We start from the raw sequence: 18685 nt of genomic DNA on the forward strand, positions 1-18685 counted from the left end.
TCATGTCCTTATTTGCGTCGCCAGCAATGACACCGCGTCCGTCGAAGGCAGCCACATCAAGTGACATGACGTCGCGGGCGATTGCGGCAGGTTCCGTGCCGCCTATAGCAGCTAAGACCGCCGATCCCTTTGACCGGGCAGGGCTGAATATGCCTGTCGCAATACGGCGTCGGGTCCCTCGGCTTGCAACTTCGTCCTTCCTGGTCGCCGGCGACATTGCAAGCTATCTGGTCGCCTATTTTGTTGTCCTGTCCTTTTTCCCCAGTGGTTTGGAGGGCACGATGGCGGAGCGTACGCTCACGATCGCAGCACTCGCCGCCATTATTCTTTACGCATCGGCCGGCCTCTATCCTGGATATCGGCTGCATGACCACGAACATCTGCGGCGGCGCACTGTAGCTGCCGTCAAGGTGGCTGTCCTGGCGGCGTTTGGAGCAATTGTCCTGCCGGAGGGGGAACGACTGCTGCTCGCCGTCATTGGGTTCCTCGCTCTTGGGCTGATTGTTCAGCCATCTGTGCATTGGCTTGCACGGGGCCTGTGCTGGAAAATTGGAGTCTGGGGGGAGCACGCGGTTGTTATAGGGCGGGGCAACCTCACTCCCGCTCTCGTGGCCCATTTCAAGAACCACTGGCAGTATGGCATCAGGCCGGAGGCCATTTCCCCTGATAGCTTGGAGGCATTGCCCGATGGCGGGCCATCCATTGCCGTGATTGCGGGCGACACAGGCGCATTTGCACCCGATTTGGCGGCGATGCGTCGGAAGTTCGCCGAAGTCATTTTGCTGTCCGACACGCCGAGCCTCAAGGTAAGCGGATTGCGACCTGCGGATGTCGGCGGAGAAATCGGTATTCGCCTTACCAACAGTGGGAGTTCACTGAACTCGGACCTGGTTCGCCGGATCCTCGATCTCGCAATCGCCATCCCTGCATCGATCGTGGTCGCCCCATTCATCGCGTTTGCAGCGGCCGCAATCTATGCCATCGATCCAGGCCCCGTCTTCTTCCGACACACCAGGGAGGGGCGGTTCGGCAAGCCGGTACACGTCCTGAAATTGAGGACGATGTATCAGGATGCAGAACAGCGCCTTGAAACAGTCTTCCGAGATGACCCTAACATGCGCGCCGAGTGGATGAGCCACTTCAAGCTCAAGGACGATCCGCGCGTCCTTCCGGTTATAGGACATATGCTGCGCTCTTCGAGCATCGACGAGTTGCCGCAATTGGCAAACATCATTGCGGGGCAGATGGCCATCGTCGGACCACGTCCGTTTCCAGAATATCACCTTTCAGCGATGGATAGCGAATTTCGTGACAAGCGGCGTTCGGTAACACCGGGGCTGACGGGCCTCTGGCAGATATCCGAACGAAGCAATGCCGATATCGAACTGCAGCAGCAACTCGACGAGTTCTACATCGACAACCGGTCCCTGTGGCTCGACTGCCAAATTATTCTCAGCACAATCCCTGCGGTCTTCAAACGCAGGGGAGCCTACTAACCATCCTCGCTTCCGCGAGGCAACCGTCAACAACGGAGCACACTAATGCACGGACAAAAGCGAGTTATGGTAACCGGCGGCACCGGATTTCTGGGATCATTCCTGTGTGAAAGGCTTTTGCGAGAGGGCAATGACGTTCTTTGCGTGGACAATTACTACACCGGTTCGCGCGACAATGTACTGCACCTTCTCGACGATCCCCGCTTTGAGATTCTTCGTCACGACATCACCTTCCCGCTTTATGTGGAGGTCGACGAGATCTACAATCTCGCTTGCCCGGCATCTCCGGTCCACTATCAATTCGATCCCGTGCAGACCGTGAAGACCAATGTGCACGGCGCCATCAATATGCTCGGCCTGGCCAAACGCACCAAGGCGAAGATCTTCCAGGCATCCACGAGCGAAGTTTATGGCGATCCGGCAGTCCACCCGCAACCGGAGGAGTATCGGGGCAGTGTCAATCCAATAGGCCCGCGGGCATGCTATGACGAAGGCAAGCGGTGTGCCGAAACGTTGTTCTTCGACTATCATCGTCAGTATGGTGTGGAAATCCGGGTGGCGCGGATCTTCAACACCTATGGGCCGCGCATGCAGACTAATGACGGCCGCGTCGTCTCCAATTTCATCGTTCAGGCGCTTCGAAACGAGCCGATCACCATCTTCGGCAATGGCACGCAAACGCGCTCCTTCTGCTATGTGGACGACCTGATCGACGGCTTTATCCGTTTGATGGGGGCGCCCGCTGGGGTTACGGGCCCCATCAATCTCGGCAACCCCGGAGAGTTCCAGGTCCGTGAATTGGCAGAAATGGTGGTCGAAATGACCGGATCGAAGTCCGGCATCGTCTTCAAGGATCTGCCAGTTGACGATCCGACACAGCGCAAGCCGGATATCAGCCGCGCAACGCAACAACTGGGCTGGCAGCCGAAGGTGAACCTTCGTGAGGGGCTTGAGAGGACGATCGCTTATTTCGAGTGGAAGCTTTCCGGCGGCGTAAGGAACAGGCTTAGCGCAAAGTCCTCGCAAGAGGCTTATCCGCATCTAGCGTCTGCGAACGTCGAACTCACTGCTCCTGAAGCCATTCGATAGGGACATGAATAGCAACTTTAATGATCGAAAACCACGGCTCGTTTTTTTTCAATGGGACCATCAGCCCAATGCGAACGCGGCCGGTTACCTGCTGCTGCACATGCAGCAGCAGGTCAAATGCCTCGCAACACATTTCGATGTCGTCGTCATTAACCGCGACTGCGATTATGCAGAGATGTGCGACAGGTACGAACCGGATCTGACGCTGTTTGAAAGCGGTTATCGGTCGCATGGCTCACGTCGAATAAAAATCACCAACACCAATACCCATATCGCCGTTCCGAAGCTTGGCCTGCATAACGCCGACGCATGGTGTGATCGACGCGCGGGCTTCCTTTCCGATATGGAGCAGTGGGGCATCGAGACGTATTTCGCGATCGCAACGATGACTCCGGAATATATGCCGGCGGTGAAGGAGAATCTGTTCGTCTGGCCAAATTTCATCGATCCCGAAGTCTACCACGACTATGGCCAGCAAAAGGTCATCCCGGCCATGCTCACAGGTCAGGCCTATGGCCTTTATCCTTGGCGACAGACGGTCTTTCCGATGATTCGCGACCGTTACCCCTGCCTGGTCTCGCCACAACACGCCTATGAGAGCAAGCTGGCTTCCCAGCTCCTGTCTGGAGAGGCTTATGCGCGCGCGCTCAACGCGAGCCTCATCGTCCCCACATGCGGCACTATGGGCGGCGAGGTCGTACGCAAGCACTTCGAGATTCCCGGGGCAAATGCCTGTCTCGTGACCGAACGCACGGCAGCAGTGGAGGCAGCCGGCTTTGTCGACATGGAAAACTGTGTCTTTGTTGACGGCCAAAACGTCGTCGAGCGACTAGATTACCTTTTTGCCCATCCAGACGAAATACGGCGTATCACGACGGCCGGTTACGGTTTGATCCATTCGTGTCATACACTGAGCCACAGGCCGCAAATATATCAGTGGTTCATGCTGAACAAGGGCCTGCAGTTCGGCGAAAAGATCATCCAGTCCGGCCCCTTCGGCGATCTTACAAAGATCCAGCGGATCTCCAAGCAAGAGAGCGCCCATATCGTGGGGGAAGCGAGCGATCGCTCTTTGCTGAAGCAGGGCGACTTGCTTCTCGAGCAGGGCAGGGTGGAGGAAGCCAAGCAGTGCTACGCGCGCTGCTTGGACTATGTATCCTACCTGCCCGAGGCCAAATTCCGCCTTGCCGTCTGTGCATTGCAGGAGGGCGACGCCGAGCGCGCCTATGACCTTCTGATGGACCTGGTCAAGGTGACCATGTCCGAATATGGCGCACTCAACCCCGATCCGGTCGAGTGGGCGTACTTCCTTCTGGCTTTGATTTGCAGAGGCCAGTTTGAGCGGGCGCGGAGGCTGCAAGATTTCTATCCATCTTCATCCCACGACGAATTCATGCGCGCGCGCCTCCTCATCGCGCAACTCGGTCGCTCAGGCGATGGGGTCGTCTCGAGACGGGATGGCAGCGATCGAAAAAGTATTCACCAGATTCCTGATCGGAGCGATTCCGAGTGGCTTGCATGGTTTTCCGATATTCTTGAGCGCTGTCAGCAGCCAGATCTCGCAAATGTTCTTCGTCACGCTCCCGTCGGTGGAAGCGGCGCCGGCGAGAAAGTAACATTTCCACATTTCAAACGTGATGCTGGTTGGCGTCTGCGACTATATTCGGGCGTCGATGGCCTGATGGTCAGACTGCGCCTGAATGGCCTGCGGCCGAATGTACCGCCGCTGCCTGAATTCCGATATTTCTGGCATCTTGCGCGCGCTCTGGTCCCCCATTCGCAGAGAGGCCCGTTGCGCAGGATCCGGACAGCGCTTTCCAGGCTTCCTATGGGCACCGGCAATTAAGAGCAATTCCAGGAAAAGTGCGAAGCGGTTTTCCGTCCGGAATTGCGTAAAAACAAAAGGCTAGAGCGGTCCTGCGCTTCCGTTAAAAGCTGAACCGCTCTAGCCGTGGGAAAACTGCACATGCAGACAGCCTCACCTGGAGAGTCGTACATGACAGACTTTCCAGGTGAGGCTGAAGATGCAATCGCGGACTCGGTGGCCTATTTGCCGCGCAGCCACCGAGGATGTTTAGAGCGAGAATGCGCTCCTGATGCGATCCAAGATCTGATCGGCCGACCGCATCAGCACAGGCTGTTTGTCGCAGAGCCGCCCGAAAGAAACAGATCGTTGAGCTTGAACACGACTTCCGTTCTATTCGTCGCTTTGACCTTTTTCATAATATTGCGAACATGCACCTTTACGGTGCTTTCTCGCAGGTTGAGTTCATAAGCAATAATTTTGTTCGCCTTTCCGCGTCGGAGCGCCTCCACGACTTCGACCTGACGATCCGTGAATATGCCGGCTAGCGGGCGTGCGGTCGAATTGCTCGAGTCCAGCAAGTGACGCATCGCGAATAGGGCGCTTGCAGGCACAAAAATTCCTCCTGCCACTGACAGCGCGATCAGCTCCATACAGACACTGACGCTGACTGAGGCGGGGATGAACCCTTTGGCTCCGTACTCAAGTGCCCTAACGATTTGACCGAAATCGTCGCTATCGGCCAATACGATGAGTGGCGTTGATACGAATTCCGACGAAAGCTTCCGAATTTGCTCCGAGACGGCCGGTTCATCGATCTTTTTGCCGCCGACGTTCAAGAGGATTGCCGAAAGCGGAGGATATTCGTCGCGCTTCTGCTTCCACTCCTCAATTGATCCAAATGCCAGAATCTGCAAATCCGCCTTTTGGGCAGCCATGCATTGCGCCAGGCATTGGCGATCAAGCTCACGATTATCGAGAATGACAAGCGAATGCGTGTGTCTTCCCGGCACGACAGCTGTGTTCGGATTATCTATCCTGAGGGGAAGAGCTACGTTCTCCTGCCTGAGGTCCAAATTCGGTATAAGCGCTGAATTCACAGCTTCACCCTCCCTAACACGTTACGCTCAACTAAGGCTCCGAGTACCAACCCCTCTCAATTCGGGGGTTTAGGAAACTCTAAAGTAGGAATCGAATACCACAATTCGCGGAACGTTACAGTAGCTAATATAGGCTAAGTAGCGCACAACTTTCATAACAAGTCGGAAATATAAAGTAAATCTGAAGTAGTCTTGCGCGTTACTAGATAGTTTTCAGGATAAACTTCATAGTTACACAGTAATTTGCGACGAGGCACTAAATGCATGGAAACAATCGCAGTCTCCGGCGTAGGACCGGCAACGGATGCGGCAGGTGAGCCCGCCACCAACGTTGGTCGCTGTATGATTAAAGGCGTAAGTCGTCATAAGTAGATACGCCTTTAGGTGAATAACCTTAAACGTTTTGTTTCTTTACTCAGATGCAGAAAACAATTCTCTTTGGACTGTAGAAAAATATTAGTCCTGTCGGTGTGAAACCTTGGGCGCAATCAAGCGATTGCTTGTTTCAACTGAAAGTCTGGACCTGTTCAAGAGTAGGGGGTTTTGCAGGGATGATTGCATCAAACGTCAAGCTGGATGACGGCACCATTATCCACCATCCGGACCTTGTGAATCTTTACGGCTGCACGATCGGCGCGGGAACGCGCATCGGCACCTTCGTCGAGATTCAGAAAAACGTCCTAGTCGGAAAAAGCTGCAAGATCTCCAGCCATTCCTTCCTTTGTGAGGGCGTGACGCTGGAAGACGGCGTGTTCATAGGCCACGGGGTCATGTTTACGAACGACACATACCCGCGCGCCGTCAATCCGGATGGCACCCTTCAAACGGAGGCCGACTGGATTGTCGTCCCGACCCTGGTCAAGCGTCATGCGTCGATCGGCAGCAACGCCACCATTCTGCCTGGCGTGACGATCGGAGAGGCTGCGCAGGTCGGCGCCGGAGCGGTTGTAACAAAGGATGTGCCCGCTGGCGCCATTGTCGCTGGCGTTCCGGCCAGGATGATCGGTCGCGTCAATGACGGGGCAGTCGACACGTACGCGTTGGAGGGAATGTGATGATCGGCATCGCTGTTGTTGGGTATGGATATTGGGGGCCGAATCTGGTTCGCAACATCTCGGAGGCAGCTGGAGCGCACCTCGTTTCCGTCTGTGATCTCAATGTTGAGCGGTTGGCGGCTGTCAAAAGCCGCTACCCCGCAGTGACGATCACCGATGATTTCGAGGAAGTGCTGCGTGATCCAAGAGTGGATGCCATCGCTATCGCGACGCCGGTCTTCACCCATTTCAAGCTCGCAATGCAGGCTATGATGGCCGGAAAGCATGTCTTCGTCGAAAAGCCGATGGCATCGACGACGGAGGAAGCCTCGCGGATGGTTGAAGAGGCTACACGCCGACGCCTCGTGCTGGCGGTGGATCACACCTTCGTCCACACCGGCGCCGTCCGCAAGATGCGTGAACTGGTCGAGAACGGCTTGGGCGACATGTATTATTATGACTCGGTCCGGGTCAATTTGGGGCTCTTTCAGCATGATGTCAGCGTCATCTGGGACCTCGCGGTGCATGATCTCTCCATCCTGGACCATGTCGTGCAGGAAAGGCCGGTGGCTGTTTCAGCGACAGGCATGAGCCATGTCCTCGGCGAGCCGGAAAACATCGCCTATCTGACACTCTTCTTCGAAAGCAAGCTCATCGCACACATCCACGTCAATTGGCTGGCGCCGGTCAAGGTGCGCCGCACGCTGATCGGTGGCAGCAACAAGATGATCGTCTACGACGATCTGGAGCCCAGCGAAAAAATCAAGGTCTACGACAAGGGCATCACGCTGAACCCCAATTCTCAGGCTTACGGCGAGAAAGTGCATCAGATGATGGTCGGCTACCGCAGCGGCGACATGTGGGCGCCCAAGCTCGATATGACCGAAGCACTGAAACGCGAACTGGATCAGTTCGTCGAGTGCATCGAGCAGAATTCGCGGCCCATTACGGACGGCCATGCCGGCCTGCGCGTCGTTCGCATTCTAGAAGCAGCAAGCCGGTCGTTAGCCCAGCGCGGTCGCATCATCGAGCTCGAAGAGGCAAGGCGCATCGCATGATCCCGTTCCTGGACATTAAGGCACAATATCAATCAATCAAGGGCGAGATTGACGCCGCCGTGCTCGGCGTCCTTGCCTCGGGACAGTACGTACTGGGCGACGAGGTCGCGCGTTTCGAGCAGGAATTCGCCGACTATTGCAACGTCAAGCATGCGATTGCCGTCAACACCGGAACGAGCGCCTTGCATCTTGCCCTCCTTGCGGCCGGCGTTGGCCCCGGCGATGAGGTCATTACCGTGCCATTCACGTTCGTCGCAACCGTGTCGGCGATCTGCTACACGGGCGCACAACCCGTATTCGTCGATGTTGAGCCCGTGACACTCACGATGGATCCGGCCGAGGTCGAGGCAAAGATTACTCCCCGGACCAAGGCCATTGTTCCCGTCCATCTCTACGGTCAAATGGCCGATATGGACGCGATCAAGGCAATTGCCGAGCGCCACGGGATACCCGTCATCGAAGACGCCTGCCAGGCGCACGGAGCCCAATACAAAGGCTACCGCGCCGGCAGCATCGGCCTATCCGGCTGCTTCAGCTTCTATCCGGGCAAAAACCTCGGCGCCTGCGGCGAGGGGGGTATGGTCGTTACCAATGACGATGATCAGGCCAAGACGATGCGCATGCTGCGAGACTGGGGTCAGGAGCAACGCTATCACCATCTGCTGAAAGGCTTTAACTATCGCATGGACGCCATTCAAGGCGCGATCCTGCGTGTCAAGCTCCGGCATCTTGAAGCCTGGACCGAGGCGCGTCGCGCTCATGCGCGCCGCTACTCTTCGCTGCTTGCCGGATCGACGGTTTTGACGACCCCTGTCGAAGCAGCCGACCGGCGTCACGTCTATCATGTCTATGCCATAAGAAGCCGTGATCGCGATGGGCTTCAACGCCTGCTCAGCGCGGAAGGCATTCCGTCCGGGCTCCATTATCCCATCCCTGTTCATCTGCAGAAAGCCCATGCCGACCTTGGTTACCAGGCCGGGGATTTCCCGGTCTCGGAAGCCGCGGCACGGGAGGTCCTCTCGCTGCCGATCTATCCAGAGATGCCTGTACGACACGTTGACCAGGTGGTCGCCGCGCTGGAGTACGCCTATGTCAGTTAACCGCGCCGGCGAGGCTCGACTGGTGCAGGCGGTCCATGGTCGCCATGAAAGGCCGGCAGATCCTAGCTACCAAACTGGGTTGGTCGAAGAGCTCAAGCAATCATACGGGCGCGCTGGCCTGATAGACCTGTATGGTCGTTTCGCCACGGGCGACGGTGTTGTCGACACACTGATGCGGAAAGCCATCTGGCAAGCGATCGCGCGGAGCTGCGGCACGGGACTGCAGGTTGCGGGCGGCGCCGGTTTCAAACATCCGGAAACGTTTGAAATCGGCAATGGCGTGTTCATCGGCGCCCAGGCCTATATCCAGGGACGCTTCGACGGCACCTGCGTGATCGGCGACAATGTCTGGATCGGCCCGATGGCCTATTTCGACGCACGCGACCTGGTTATCGAGGATTGTGTCGGCTGGGGTCCTGGCGCCAAAGTGCTTGGGTCGACCCACACGGCACTACCGGTGGATGTGCCGATCATTCGCACGGATCTCGAAATCAAGCCGGTCCGCATCGGCGCATGGGCCGATATTGGAACGAACGCAACAATTCTTCCCGGCGTGAGCATCGGGAAGGGGGCGATCGTCGGAGCGGGCGCAGTCGTTGTTTCCGATGTCGAACCGTTTTCAGTCGTCGCGGGTGTGCCGGCGAAGTTCATACGCTGGCGCACGGAAGCCGATGCTGTGCTCGATATATCGCATGGAGGAAGATCGTGAGAGATCAACGGGTACTCATTACCGGCGGAGCCGGCCTGATCGGGTCGCATATCGCCGATCTCGTCGCATTGGAGAAGCCGCGCGAGATCATCATCCTCGACAACTTCGTGCGCGGACGCCGGGACAATCTCAGCACGGCAATAGGTGGCGGATCCGTCAACATCATCGAGGGAGATATCCGTGACAGAGCGTTGCTGGCGAAAACCTTCGAGGGCGTGGACATCGTCTTTCACCAGGCGGCCATCCGCATCACGCAATGCGCCGAAGACCCACGGCTTGCCTTCGATGTGCTGGCCGAGGGCACGTTCAACGTTCTCGAAGCTGCCGTAAAGGCAGGCGTGTCGAAGGTCGTCGCTGCCTCTTCAGCCTCTGTTCTGGGTTTGGCCGAGAGCTTTCCGACCACCGAAGCGCATCATCCCTATAATAACAGGACGATCTACGGCGCAGCCAAGACGTTCAACGAGGGGCTGCTTCGCAGCTTTGCGGAGATGTACGGCCTGCGCTATGTGGCGCTGCGCTATTTCAACGTCTATGGGCCGCGGATGGACGTTTACGGCGCCTATACCGAAGTGTTGATCCGCTGGATGGAGCGTCTGGCGACCGGAATGCCACCCCTCATCTATGGAGACGGCAGCCAGACGATGGACTTCGTCGATGCACGTGACATCGCCCGGGCAAACCTGCTGGCTGCGAAGAGCGATGTCACGGATGAAGTGTTCAATGTCGCGAGCGGCGAGGAAATAAGCCTCCTGCAACTTGCGCAGATGCTGAGCAGCATCATGGGGGTCTCACTCGAACCGCAGCATAAAGAAGCCCGCACGGTCAACGGCGTAACCCGTCGTCTTGCCGATATCAGCAAGGCCGAGAAGCTTCTGGGCTTCAAGGCGGAAATATCGATGGAGCAAGGGCTTCGCGACCTTGTCGCATGGTGGCAGATGAAAACCGTTGCGGCAGGAGGGCAAGCTGCATGAGCCCGTCTCTATCAACGATTCCGGTCGCCAAGCCCGTCCTCGGCGAAGAGGAGGCTGAGGCCGCGCGCCGCGTTATTATGTCAGGATGGGTAACGCAGGGGCCGGAAGTAGCGGCCTTCGAGGGCGAATTTGCAGCCTTTGTCGGCGCCTCACATGCCTGCGCCGTTTCAAACTGCACGACCGCACTGCATCTCGCCTTGATGGCTGTCGATGTCGGTGCCGGCGATGAAGTCATCACGGTCAGCCATTCGTTCATCGCCACCGCGAACGCTGTTCGCTACTGCAATGCGGTGCCTGTTTTCGTCGACGTCGAAGCAGATGGTTACAACATCGACCCCAGCCTGATCGAAGCAGCCATCACGCCCCGCACCAAGGCAATCCTATGTGTGCATCAGCTTGGCATGCCTTGCGATCTCCGCTCGATCGTGGAGATCGGCAAGCGCCATCAGCTGCCGGTCATCGAAGATGCGGCATGCGCGACGGGAAGCGAAATCCTGTGGGACGGTCGTTGGGAAAAGATCGGCAAGCCGCATGGCGACATTGCCTGTTTCTCCTTCCATCCCCGAAAGGTCGTCACGACAGGTGATGGTGGCATGTTGACCACCGCCAATCCCGAATATGATCGAAAATTCCGGCTGTGGCGTCAGCATGGCATGAGCGTCACCGATGCTGTTCGCCATGGCTCGAAACAGGTGATCTTCGAAGACTATGACGAATTGGGCTACAACTACCGGATGACCGACCTTCAGGCTGCAGTCGGAAGGGAACAGTTGCGGCGACTGCCGGGGCTGATTGCGCAGCGCAGGCGACTCGCCGAGCAATATCGTGAGCGCCTGTCTACGATCCCTGGGCTCTCACCGGTCGAGCCGCATTGGGCTCGTAGCAACTGGCAGAGCTTTTGCGTGAGACTGCCTGATGGCGTCGACCAGCGGACGGTCATGCAAACACTGCTCGACCAAGGGATCTCGACCCGGCGCGGTGTGATGAACATTCATCTGGAAGGTGCCTATTCCGACCAGAGTTCTCATCGTGCTGCCACGAGCCTGAAGCGAAGCGTGGCAGCGCAGCGGCAAACGATAGTCCTGCCGCTTTATGCTCAGATGACGGATCTCGACATCGTCAGGGTTGTTGAAGCACTTCGAAGCTCATTGGCTGAGGCAGGCAGCATACCCGCCGCCGTACAGCGCGATCGGGACATCGCTCTTGTGTGATTTCCTGATTGCGTGATGCAATCTTCGTTGTGCCGCAGGGCCTGATGCGCATCGCTTCGATGCGCATTTTTTGTTAGGCGAATTTCGCGATCCATCCTCTGATCACTGCGGGCATCACCTCGGGTGGAAGAAGCTGGATCAGCATGCGGAGCGAATAGATCCCCGTCAGAGCTACGGCCAAGGCGCCGATCCCTATCGCCGGCCATAGCGGCAAGACCCAAAACGCCGAGAATACCAACCCCGATGCAGGCAGGAAAAGCAGCACGTGCCTGCGGTTGGCCGCGGATCCGCGGAAGCCGGTAAGCCGCCGCACGATCACGTAAATGAGGATGCTATGCCAGACGTAGAGGCCGAAAAACGCCATGCCGGCTCCTGGCGTACCGAACTTCGATACGAAGTGCCATGCCAGCCCTACATGCACGAGCGTGGCCGCTACCTCCGTCCAGAAGAATATGATCTGGGCACGCTTCGCCAAGATGATGAAACCCATCGGCCACGCGATGATCCTGAGCATCATGCCAAGGCAGATCCAGCGCAAGAGATCCACCGCCCCATGAAACTCCGAAGAATAGAACAGGCTCATCATGAGCGGCGCCAGCGTCAGCGTGGCGAGCAAACCGGGGCCTGCAAGAAGGATGCTGATTTCCATCTGTTCATTGACCAGGCGGTTGCATTCGGCATGATTGTCCGCGGTCGTGGTCAGGCGCGGATAGAAGTCGGTTCCCATTGCCTGCAAAATGAAGCCGGCATAGAGACCGCCCAACCCCCAGGCCGCCTGATACAATCCTGCGGCCATCACGCCCCCGTCCTTCAGTATGATGAGGCGGATAGCATAGGCCGCGCCGAAGGTCAGAAGTCCGCTCGCCATGAACACGGCGCCGAATCTCAGCAGAGGTGCCCACTCTTGACCGAGTTGGTGAACTGACATTCGAGGCGGGTGTGCGCCTATCCGTCTGCTGTACCACCAGGTGGAGAGTGTTGTGACGGCCGCGATCGCTACGACCGAGGGTGCGATCGCCTGCGTGCCGAACAGGTAAATCAGCGGGACGGTGATCACCGTGCCGAACAGGCCCGTGAGCACATTGATGCGGGCAAGATTTGCAATGCCACGTAAGCCCTGGATCAACGCCGTCTGCCCGGACGACACTATCCGGAAGAATACGGCGAGCGAGAGCAGCGCGATGCCACCGGCGTGCTGGTGGTCGCCGAAGGTGAAATCCGAGACCGGAAATGCCAGCGCCGCAAGAAGGAGCGCGCCAAGCAGGCCGAGTATCATCGATATGCGTCTCAGCGCTTTCGCCGACTGTGCGATCCTCGCTTCGTCGCCGGTACCGGCAGTCTCGGCGACCTGGCGCACTCCGCTGCCGCCCAGTCCCAGACCAGCGGCCGTTTGCGCGATATCGACAATTGACTGGTAGAGGCCCATGAGCCCCACGCCTTCTGGCCCAACCAGAACAGCCAGGGCCTTGTTGCGAATGATGCTGAGAGCGACGTTCACAAGCGAGGAACCGCCCATCAGCATCGTCGACTTGAGGATCTGGGTATAAGTCTGCCCACTGGCTGGGATCATGCGCAAAGTCATCAATTATCCCTAGCCGCTATCCTGTGGGGCAGGATCCCCGGCGCACTTTCGCCGGCATGTTGCCCAGCGCTGCTTCGGAGATACGCGGCACAGGCAGTCCTGTCGGGGAAGGAAGCGCACTTCAAGATCCGGTCGGGTTCACGCCAGCCTGTAGCAAGAGCGATTTCTCTCGCGATAGTGGTCTGAGCGCCTCGGCGCTGCTCAGTCGCCCACTGGGAGTTTGTTTGCAATACATGCTTTTCGCAGGTCACTGGCTTGCCTGACTGGCGTGTGTCTCTGTTTCACGCGGCCGGTCGACAGGGGCGGCCTGAGACACCCCATCCGCAATGCGGGTTCGGACGACCCTCACGACATCACCCGGTATCAGCGCCGTTGTTTCGGAGGCCTGGAACTGCCTGATTTGCCCTTCGCTTCGCCGGCTCACTGTAAAGGTCAGCGGGAGCTCCTCGCTGTTGGTATTCGAGCTTCCCCCTGCCACCAGATCATCGAGAAGCAGTCTTTGCGTCATCTCGTGCTTCAATTTGAGCTGGTCGAGACTTGCCTGTTCCAACTGCAATTCGGAAGCGACTTCGCTTCGCCGCGTATCATAAAGCCCTTCGAGATTTCGCGTTGTCTCACTGATCGCCTGGCGGCCCCGCATGATGGCGGTGACAAGGTCGAGCCGATCGGAGCGGTAGGTGGTGAGCAACCGTTCCAGATCCAATTGACGCGACGAAACGGTGAGGCCTTTCGAAACCAGCGTTTTGACGCTGGTCAGCTGGTCCTCGATCGATTTGATATTGTCCTCCGAGCCCTGCACCTTCTCGCCTAGCATGCCGACTTCACTGTTCAAAAGATCACGCAATTCCGTGAGCGCCTTCGACTGCCTGTCCAGCGCATTTGCGCGAGCCTGAAAAATAACCCGTTCCTCGTTGTATATTCCCGCAGCGTATTGCTGATCGACGCCGAGCGTTTGATCGAACGTGATCTCCTTTGCCCCGGTCATCTCTGCTTGGAGCCGTGCTAATTTGGCGGTGCTGCGCAGCAGCGAGTGGTCGATTTCCCGCAGTTCGCCTGCGAGTTTGATCGTCTGCGATTGCTGCAGACTTGTGGCGCGGAATGGGCCACCGCTCATTGCCAGGGATTGCAGGACGGTAAGTCCGGAACGGAATTTGTACTCCCCAGGTGTGGTTACATCTCCGACGACATAGATTGGCGGGTATTCAAGAATTTCGATGGTGACCGCGGGTGGCTGAACCAGTCCGATTTTTTCTTGCAGACGCTTGGCAATCTCGGTTGTGAGGCTGGTGCTATCGAGATTGCCGACGGAAAGGGATCCAAGAAAGGGCAAAAAGACAGCGCCATCATCCGAGACGGTGTATTCGCCGCCAAGCGCATCCCATCGTTCATATTGGCCTTTGGACTGCATCCATTGGACAATCGTCACACGGATTTTCGTTTGCGGAGCAAAAGGAGTGTCATCGGCGAGAACCGACGGCACAGCTCCGGCAAGAAAGACGAGTGTACTGATGACAAGCGTCGCCGGAAAAAACACGTTGAGAACGCGATACGATAGCTTCATTTACATGTCCAGCCTGCAAGAGCATCCTTAAACGGACACCGGTTCAACGCCTTACGCGCTACGCGAGCGTCGGGCACCAGGCCCGAAGCCATAATGCCAGTGTGCAATCTGGCGAAGCCTTGAGGAAGGTGGCGGTTGTTTGCTTCGCCTAATCACTATTGATGAGGTGGGGGAGGGTGCTTAACCTAAACCGGGCAGGAACATATACCTTCGTTTGCGGCACAGAGGCATCGGCTCGGGAAATCAGGTGGTCATGCGCAGGAAGAGGCGCGCTCGCCGCGAAGGACAGGGATCCCTTGCGGCAGAGCCATTGTTTGGATCGTCGATTTTCGAGACGTTGATATTGACCGGCGGCGTCGCCTTAACGGTCGGCGCAAAGAAAAAAGGCCTCGAAACTAACACCTTGCGTGTCCCGCCCATCACGTGGTCCATGCCAAGACTGCCGTTTGCCCAAAGGATGCCGCCTGTAGAGCGAAAGGCGTAGGACCTACTCGATTATTTTTGGGCTATCATTCAGGGCTTCGTAGCAAACGATCCCCGTAGATTCGATCCTGATAATCTCGCGAGAGAGGGGCCTGCCATGTATCGAAACGCTCGCCGGTGGACATCACGCTCACTCTTGCTGGATTCGTTGGTTCCCCGATGGCTGACCGTCGGCGGCAAGGGAAGGCCGCACAAGACTGCCGAGAAGCGCGGGGACAGTGCTCAACTTGCGACATCCGTGCAGACGGCGGATGGAAACAAGCATGATGGTTCGCTTGTCGACAATCCCGACAACAACGCGGCGCTCAATGAGCATGATGTGATCGGCGACGCAGATGGTCGGGCCGATAGCAACCACCCAGCGCCGCCCTTGCCTGCCCTGCCTGACGCTTTCGCAGCAAATCGCGAGACAGGGGTTCGAAGCGGGGACACTGCCGCGTCTCGGTTGTTCGCCCACACGCCTGGTTTTGCGGGTTTCGAGCGGGATGCGCACGGAGTTGCATTCGGGGCTCAAGCGTCCCTTTATCGCACCTATGCAGGAATGAGCCTCATAGGCGATGATCCTTTGGCTCCGTATCTGTCGCAAAGCCCTGCACCGATAGTTTCGGGACAAGGTTCTGCTACGGTGACGGGCGAGCGTGCTCACTCGGGCAACGTCGTCATTCTCGAATCGAGCCCGTCAGCGCAGACGACTGCGCAGCATGATGGAGTTAACTCGCTGGCGTTTGGCATGCCCTTTGGTGTGTGCGGATGCGGCTACTTTACCTCCCCCACAAGAATTCTCGATTGGGCCCATGGCGGCGCCGTTCTTAAAGAGGACGGTCAATTACCGGGAACAAGGCTAATCGAGGGGCCGGACTATGTATCGACGATCAAGCGCGCCATCGGCGCCTCGACCAGCGACCCGCTTCTCGATCGTAACCTATCGCCTCTCTCGGGCTGGCGCGGAACCGCGACGTGGACGGAGCCGACGATCTCCAACGGATCGTTGCCAGGCGGCGGAGAAATCGGAACGGGCACCGCCACATCCAAGGGTATCGGCACCCTTTCCGGCTCGGTGACGACGCCACCTCCCACGCAGCGATCGTTGACGACGCAAAACCTGGCGGCCGTAGCTGCGGCAAGCAACCTGATCGTCCTGGAAAACCAGAAGCAGGGTAACCCAGAGAGCGAGTGGGGCATCGACGGTGCCGGTAGCTCCAACATCGAGGGATTTGCGACCGACATCAGCGTCGACAATGGCAAGACGATCAGCTTCAAGATCAATACGAATTCCACCAACTATCGGATCGATATATACCGGCTCGGCTATTATGGCGGCATGGGCGCGCGCAAGGTTGACACCATTCAGCATACGGGATTGCAGAATCAACCTAATCCGTTGCGCAATGCCACGACCGGCACGGTCGATGCTGGAAACTGGGCCGTGTCGGCCTCGTGGACCGCACCCGAGGACGCCGTATCAGGCGTCTATATCGCCAAACTGGTGCGTCAGGATGGCACCTCCGGCGAAAATCACATCCCGTTCATCGTGCGCGACGACGACAGCCATAGCGACATCGTCTTCCAGACGGCAGACCAAACCTGGCAAGCTTACAACGGTTGGGGTGGCGCAAACCTCTATGGCGGCAACGGTCCGGCGACGGGGCAGGGTGCGGGTCGCGCCTATGCGGTCAGCTACAATAGACCGATCGCGACCCGCGGCGGAGTTGGCACTTTTGCTGGTCCGCAGGATTATCTGTTCGGCGCCGAATATGCGGGTATCTACTGGCTGGAACAGAACGGCTATGACGTCTCTTACCTGTCGGGTGTCGACGCCGACCGCTATGGGAGCCTTTTGCTCAATCACAAGACCTATGTTGATGCTGGGCACGACGAATACTGGTCTGGACAGCAGCGCACCAATGTCGAAGCCGCGCGCGATGCGGGCGTCAACCTGATGTTCTGGAGCGGTAACGAGGTCTATTGGCGCACCCGTTGGGGCAATGCCTATAGCGCCGACGGAACGCCCTATCGTACACTGATCTCCTATAAGGAGACATTTTCGCCCGGCGCGAGCATCGACCCTTCCAATGAATGGACAGGCACATTTCGTGATCCGCGCCTCAGCCCACCCGCCGTCGGCGGTGGAAACCCGGAAAACTCACTGACCGGACAGTTGTTCAAGGTCGATGATGTCGGCAGCAATCTCCAGGCGATCACGATCGGCTATGACGACGCTAACCTGCGCTTCTGGCGCAATACGAGCGTTGCCAATCTTCAGCCTGGCCAGACGGCAACGCTCACCAAGAACTATCTTGGTTACGAATGGGACGAGGCGGTCGATAACGGCTTCGATCCGGCTGGCCTTGTCAAGCTGTCGTCGACGACGCTTCCGGTCAGCACCTACTTGCTCGACTACGGAAATACGACCGGCAATGCGACCTCGACCCACAATCTGACGCTATATCGTGCGCCGAGCGGTGCACTGGTGTTCGGCGCCGGTACCGTCTACTGGACATGGGGCTTGAGCGACAATCACGATAATCAGGCGACCCCCACTGATCCCCGCGTGCAGCAGGCGATGGTCAATCTGCTGGCCGACATGGGCATTCAGCCGGGAACACTGCAATCCGGACTCGTCGCCACAACCGGTTCCACGGACAATGTTGCACCGACCTCCGTCATCACCGTACCCGCGACGGCGGCCGTTGGATCCAACGTGACGATTACAGGCACCGCTGCCGACACGGGCGGCGGGGTCGTCGCCGGTGTCGAAGTTTCCACCGACAACGGGGCGAGCTGGCATCCGGCGACGGGCGATGAGAACTGGACTTATTCCTGGTCGCCGCAGGTCACCGGTAGCTACACCATCCGGTCCCGCGCCGTTGACGATAATATCAACCTCGAAACGCCCTCGTCCGGGCGCACGGTCACCGTCAGCGGACCGAGTTACACGTCTCTCTTCGGTTCGGCAACGCCAGCGGTCGTCAACACCGACGATACCTCGGCTGTAGAACTCGGGGTCAAATTCCAGACCTCTGCGGCCGGCACCATCGCCGGCATTCGTTTCTACAAGGGCAGTCAGGATACGGGCACGCATACCGGTTCATTATGGTCGAGCACCGGTACACGGCTTGCGACCCTCACCTTCACCAACGAGACCGCCAGCGGCTGGCAGACCGCCTATTTCACCAGCCCGGTAGCACTGACGGCCGGACAAACCTACACCGCGTCTTACCACACGAATACCGGTCACTACTCGACAACCGCCGACTATTTCATCTCCAATGTGACGAGCGGGCCGCTGACGGCGCCGGCCAGCGGCAACGGCGTGTACACTTATGGCAGCGCCAGCCTGTACCCCACAAGCACCTTCCGGTCGACGAACTACTGGGTCGATGTGATGTTCAATCCGTCGGCCTCCAACACGACGCCGACGGCGGTTGCCGATGCGGGGGATGCGACCGAGAAGGGTGGTGTGGCCAATGGTTCGGGCGGCGTGGTT

Annotated in this window: 14 protein-coding genes; 10 read left to right on the plus strand and 4 right to left on the minus strand. The window is 58.0% G+C overall.

Features of this window, described 5'->3' with window-relative positions:
• The first annotated feature begins 2 nt into the window (after positions 1-2).
• Genes A6U98_RS06475 through A6U98_RS06485 form a run of 3 tightly spaced genes read left to right on the plus strand, consistent with a single transcriptional unit; the run spans position 3 to position 4431 of the window.
• Complete coding sequence (locus tag A6U98_RS06475; RefSeq protein WP_064648767.1) at positions 3-1496, plus strand: sugar transferase; 1494 nt, start codon at positions 3-5, stop codon at positions 1494-1496.
• Between the two features lie 45 nt (positions 1497-1541).
• Positions 1542-2585 carry a UDP-glucuronic acid decarboxylase family protein gene (locus A6U98_RS06480; RefSeq protein WP_064648744.1) on the plus strand — a complete coding sequence of 348 codons (1044 nt, stop codon included), beginning with the start codon at positions 1542-1544 and terminating at the stop codon, positions 2583-2585.
• Positions 2586-2589: 4 nt separating this feature from the next.
• On the plus strand, positions 2590-4431 hold the full coding sequence (locus tag A6U98_RS06485) for a glycosyltransferase (protein ID WP_064648747.1): 1842 nt from the start codon (positions 2590-2592) through the stop codon (positions 4429-4431).
• 281 nt (positions 4432-4712) lie between these two features.
• Here the strand turns inward: A6U98_RS06485 and A6U98_RS06490 are convergent, their stop codons facing one another.
• On the minus strand, positions 4713-5489 hold the full coding sequence (locus tag A6U98_RS06490) for a response regulator transcription factor (RefSeq protein ID WP_012760121.1): 777 nt from the start codon (positions 5487-5489) through the stop codon (positions 4713-4715).
• A gap of 551 nt (positions 5490-6040) precedes the next feature.
• Here A6U98_RS06490 and A6U98_RS06495 point away from each other — a divergent pair.
• Genes A6U98_RS06495 through A6U98_RS06520 form a run of 6 tightly spaced genes read left to right on the plus strand, consistent with a single transcriptional unit; the run spans position 6041 to position 11572 of the window.
• Entirely contained in the window at positions 6041-6544 is a 504-nt protein-coding gene (locus A6U98_RS06495) for an acyltransferase (RefSeq protein WP_064648749.1), read from the plus strand.
• Positions 6544-7581: a Gfo/Idh/MocA family oxidoreductase gene (locus A6U98_RS06500; protein ID WP_064648751.1), complete on the plus strand. Its 1038-nt coding sequence runs from the start codon at positions 6544-6546 to the stop codon at positions 7579-7581. The genes A6U98_RS06495 and A6U98_RS06500 overlap by 1 nt, the downstream gene beginning before the upstream one ends.
• Positions 7578-8681 carry a DegT/DnrJ/EryC1/StrS family aminotransferase gene (locus A6U98_RS06505; protein WP_064648753.1) on the plus strand — a complete coding sequence of 368 codons (1104 nt, stop codon included), beginning with the start codon at positions 7578-7580 and terminating at the stop codon, positions 8679-8681. The genes A6U98_RS06500 and A6U98_RS06505 overlap by 4 nt, the downstream gene beginning before the upstream one ends.
• Positions 8671-9390 (plus strand): acyltransferase, encoded by a 720-nt coding sequence (locus A6U98_RS06510; protein WP_064648755.1) that lies wholly within the window; start codon positions 8671-8673, stop codon positions 9388-9390. Before A6U98_RS06505 ends, A6U98_RS06510 begins: the two co-directional genes overlap by 11 nt.
• Positions 9387-10361, plus strand: coding sequence for an NAD-dependent epimerase/dehydratase family protein (locus A6U98_RS06515; RefSeq protein ID WP_064648757.1), 975 nt, complete (start codon positions 9387-9389; stop codon positions 10359-10361). Before A6U98_RS06510 ends, A6U98_RS06515 begins: the two co-directional genes overlap by 4 nt.
• The gene (locus A6U98_RS06520; RefSeq protein WP_064648759.1) at positions 10358-11572 is read left to right on the plus strand and encodes a DegT/DnrJ/EryC1/StrS family aminotransferase; all 1215 of its coding nucleotides are present in this window, start codon (positions 10358-10360) and stop codon (positions 11570-11572) included. Before A6U98_RS06515 ends, A6U98_RS06520 begins: the two co-directional genes overlap by 4 nt.
• A 73-nt stretch (positions 11573-11645) precedes the next feature.
• Here the strand turns inward: A6U98_RS06520 and A6U98_RS06525 are convergent, their stop codons facing one another.
• The 3 genes from A6U98_RS06525 to A6U98_RS06535 all read right to left on the minus strand — a co-directional run bounded on the left by A6U98_RS06525 (position 11646) and on the right by A6U98_RS06535 (position 15147).
• On the minus strand, positions 11646-13154 hold the full coding sequence (locus A6U98_RS06525) for an O-antigen translocase (protein ID WP_064648761.1): 1509 nt from the start codon (positions 13152-13154) through the stop codon (positions 11646-11648).
• Positions 13155-13401: 247 nt separating this feature from the next.
• The gene (locus A6U98_RS06530; protein ID WP_064648763.1) at positions 13402-14715 is read right to left on the minus strand and encodes a polysaccharide biosynthesis/export family protein; all 1314 of its coding nucleotides are present in this window, start codon (positions 14713-14715) and stop codon (positions 13402-13404) included.
• A 243-nt stretch (positions 14716-14958) separates the two neighbouring features.
• Entirely contained in the window at positions 14959-15147 is a 189-nt protein-coding gene (locus A6U98_RS06535; protein ID WP_064648765.1) for a hypothetical protein, read from the minus strand.
• A 148-nt stretch (positions 15148-15295) separates the two neighbouring features.
• On the opposite strand from A6U98_RS06535, the gene A6U98_RS06540 reads away from it, so the two are divergent.
• A partial coding sequence (locus A6U98_RS06540; protein WP_064648769.1) for a DUF4082 domain-containing protein occupies positions 15296-18685 on the plus strand: 3390 nt, incomplete at its 3' end.

The sequence above is a fragment of the Rhizobium sp. WYCCWR10014 genome (assembly GCF_001657485.1).
GTDB lineage: Bacteria > Pseudomonadota > Alphaproteobacteria > Rhizobiales > Rhizobiaceae > Rhizobium.

Bases quoted from the DNA above. Each gene is read 5' to 3' on its own strand.
- A6U98_RS06475 (WP_064648767.1), top strand. From the start codon at position 3: ATGTCCTTATTTGCGTCGCCAGCAATGACACCGCGTCCGTCGAAGGCA.
- A6U98_RS06480 (WP_064648744.1), top strand. From the start codon at position 1,542: ATGCACGGACAAAAGCGAGTTATGGTAACCGGCGGCACCGGATTTCTG.
- A6U98_RS06485 (WP_064648747.1), top strand. From the start codon at position 2,590: ATGAATAGCAACTTTAATGATCGAAAACCACGGCTCGTTTTTTTTCAA.
- A6U98_RS06495 (WP_064648749.1), top strand. From the start codon at position 6,041: ATGATTGCATCAAACGTCAAGCTGGATGACGGCACCATTATCCACCAT.
- A6U98_RS06500 (WP_064648751.1), top strand. From the start codon at position 6,544: ATGATCGGCATCGCTGTTGTTGGGTATGGATATTGGGGGCCGAATCTG.
- A6U98_RS06505 (WP_064648753.1), top strand. From the start codon at position 7,578: ATGATCCCGTTCCTGGACATTAAGGCACAATATCAATCAATCAAGGGC.
- A6U98_RS06510 (WP_064648755.1), top strand. From the start codon at position 8,671: ATGTCAGTTAACCGCGCCGGCGAGGCTCGACTGGTGCAGGCGGTCCAT.
- A6U98_RS06520 (WP_064648759.1), top strand. From the start codon at position 10,358: ATGAGCCCGTCTCTATCAACGATTCCGGTCGCCAAGCCCGTCCTCGGC.
- A6U98_RS06525 (WP_064648761.1), bottom strand. From the start codon at position 13,154: ATGACTTTGCGCATGATCCCAGCCAGTGGGCAGACTTATACCCAGATC.
- A6U98_RS06530 (WP_064648763.1), bottom strand. From the start codon at position 14,715: ATGAAGCTATCGTATCGCGTTCTCAACGTGTTTTTTCCGGCGACGCTT.
- A6U98_RS06535 (WP_064648765.1), bottom strand. From the start codon at position 15,147: ATGGACCACGTGATGGGCGGGACACGCAAGGTGTTAGTTTCGAGGCCT.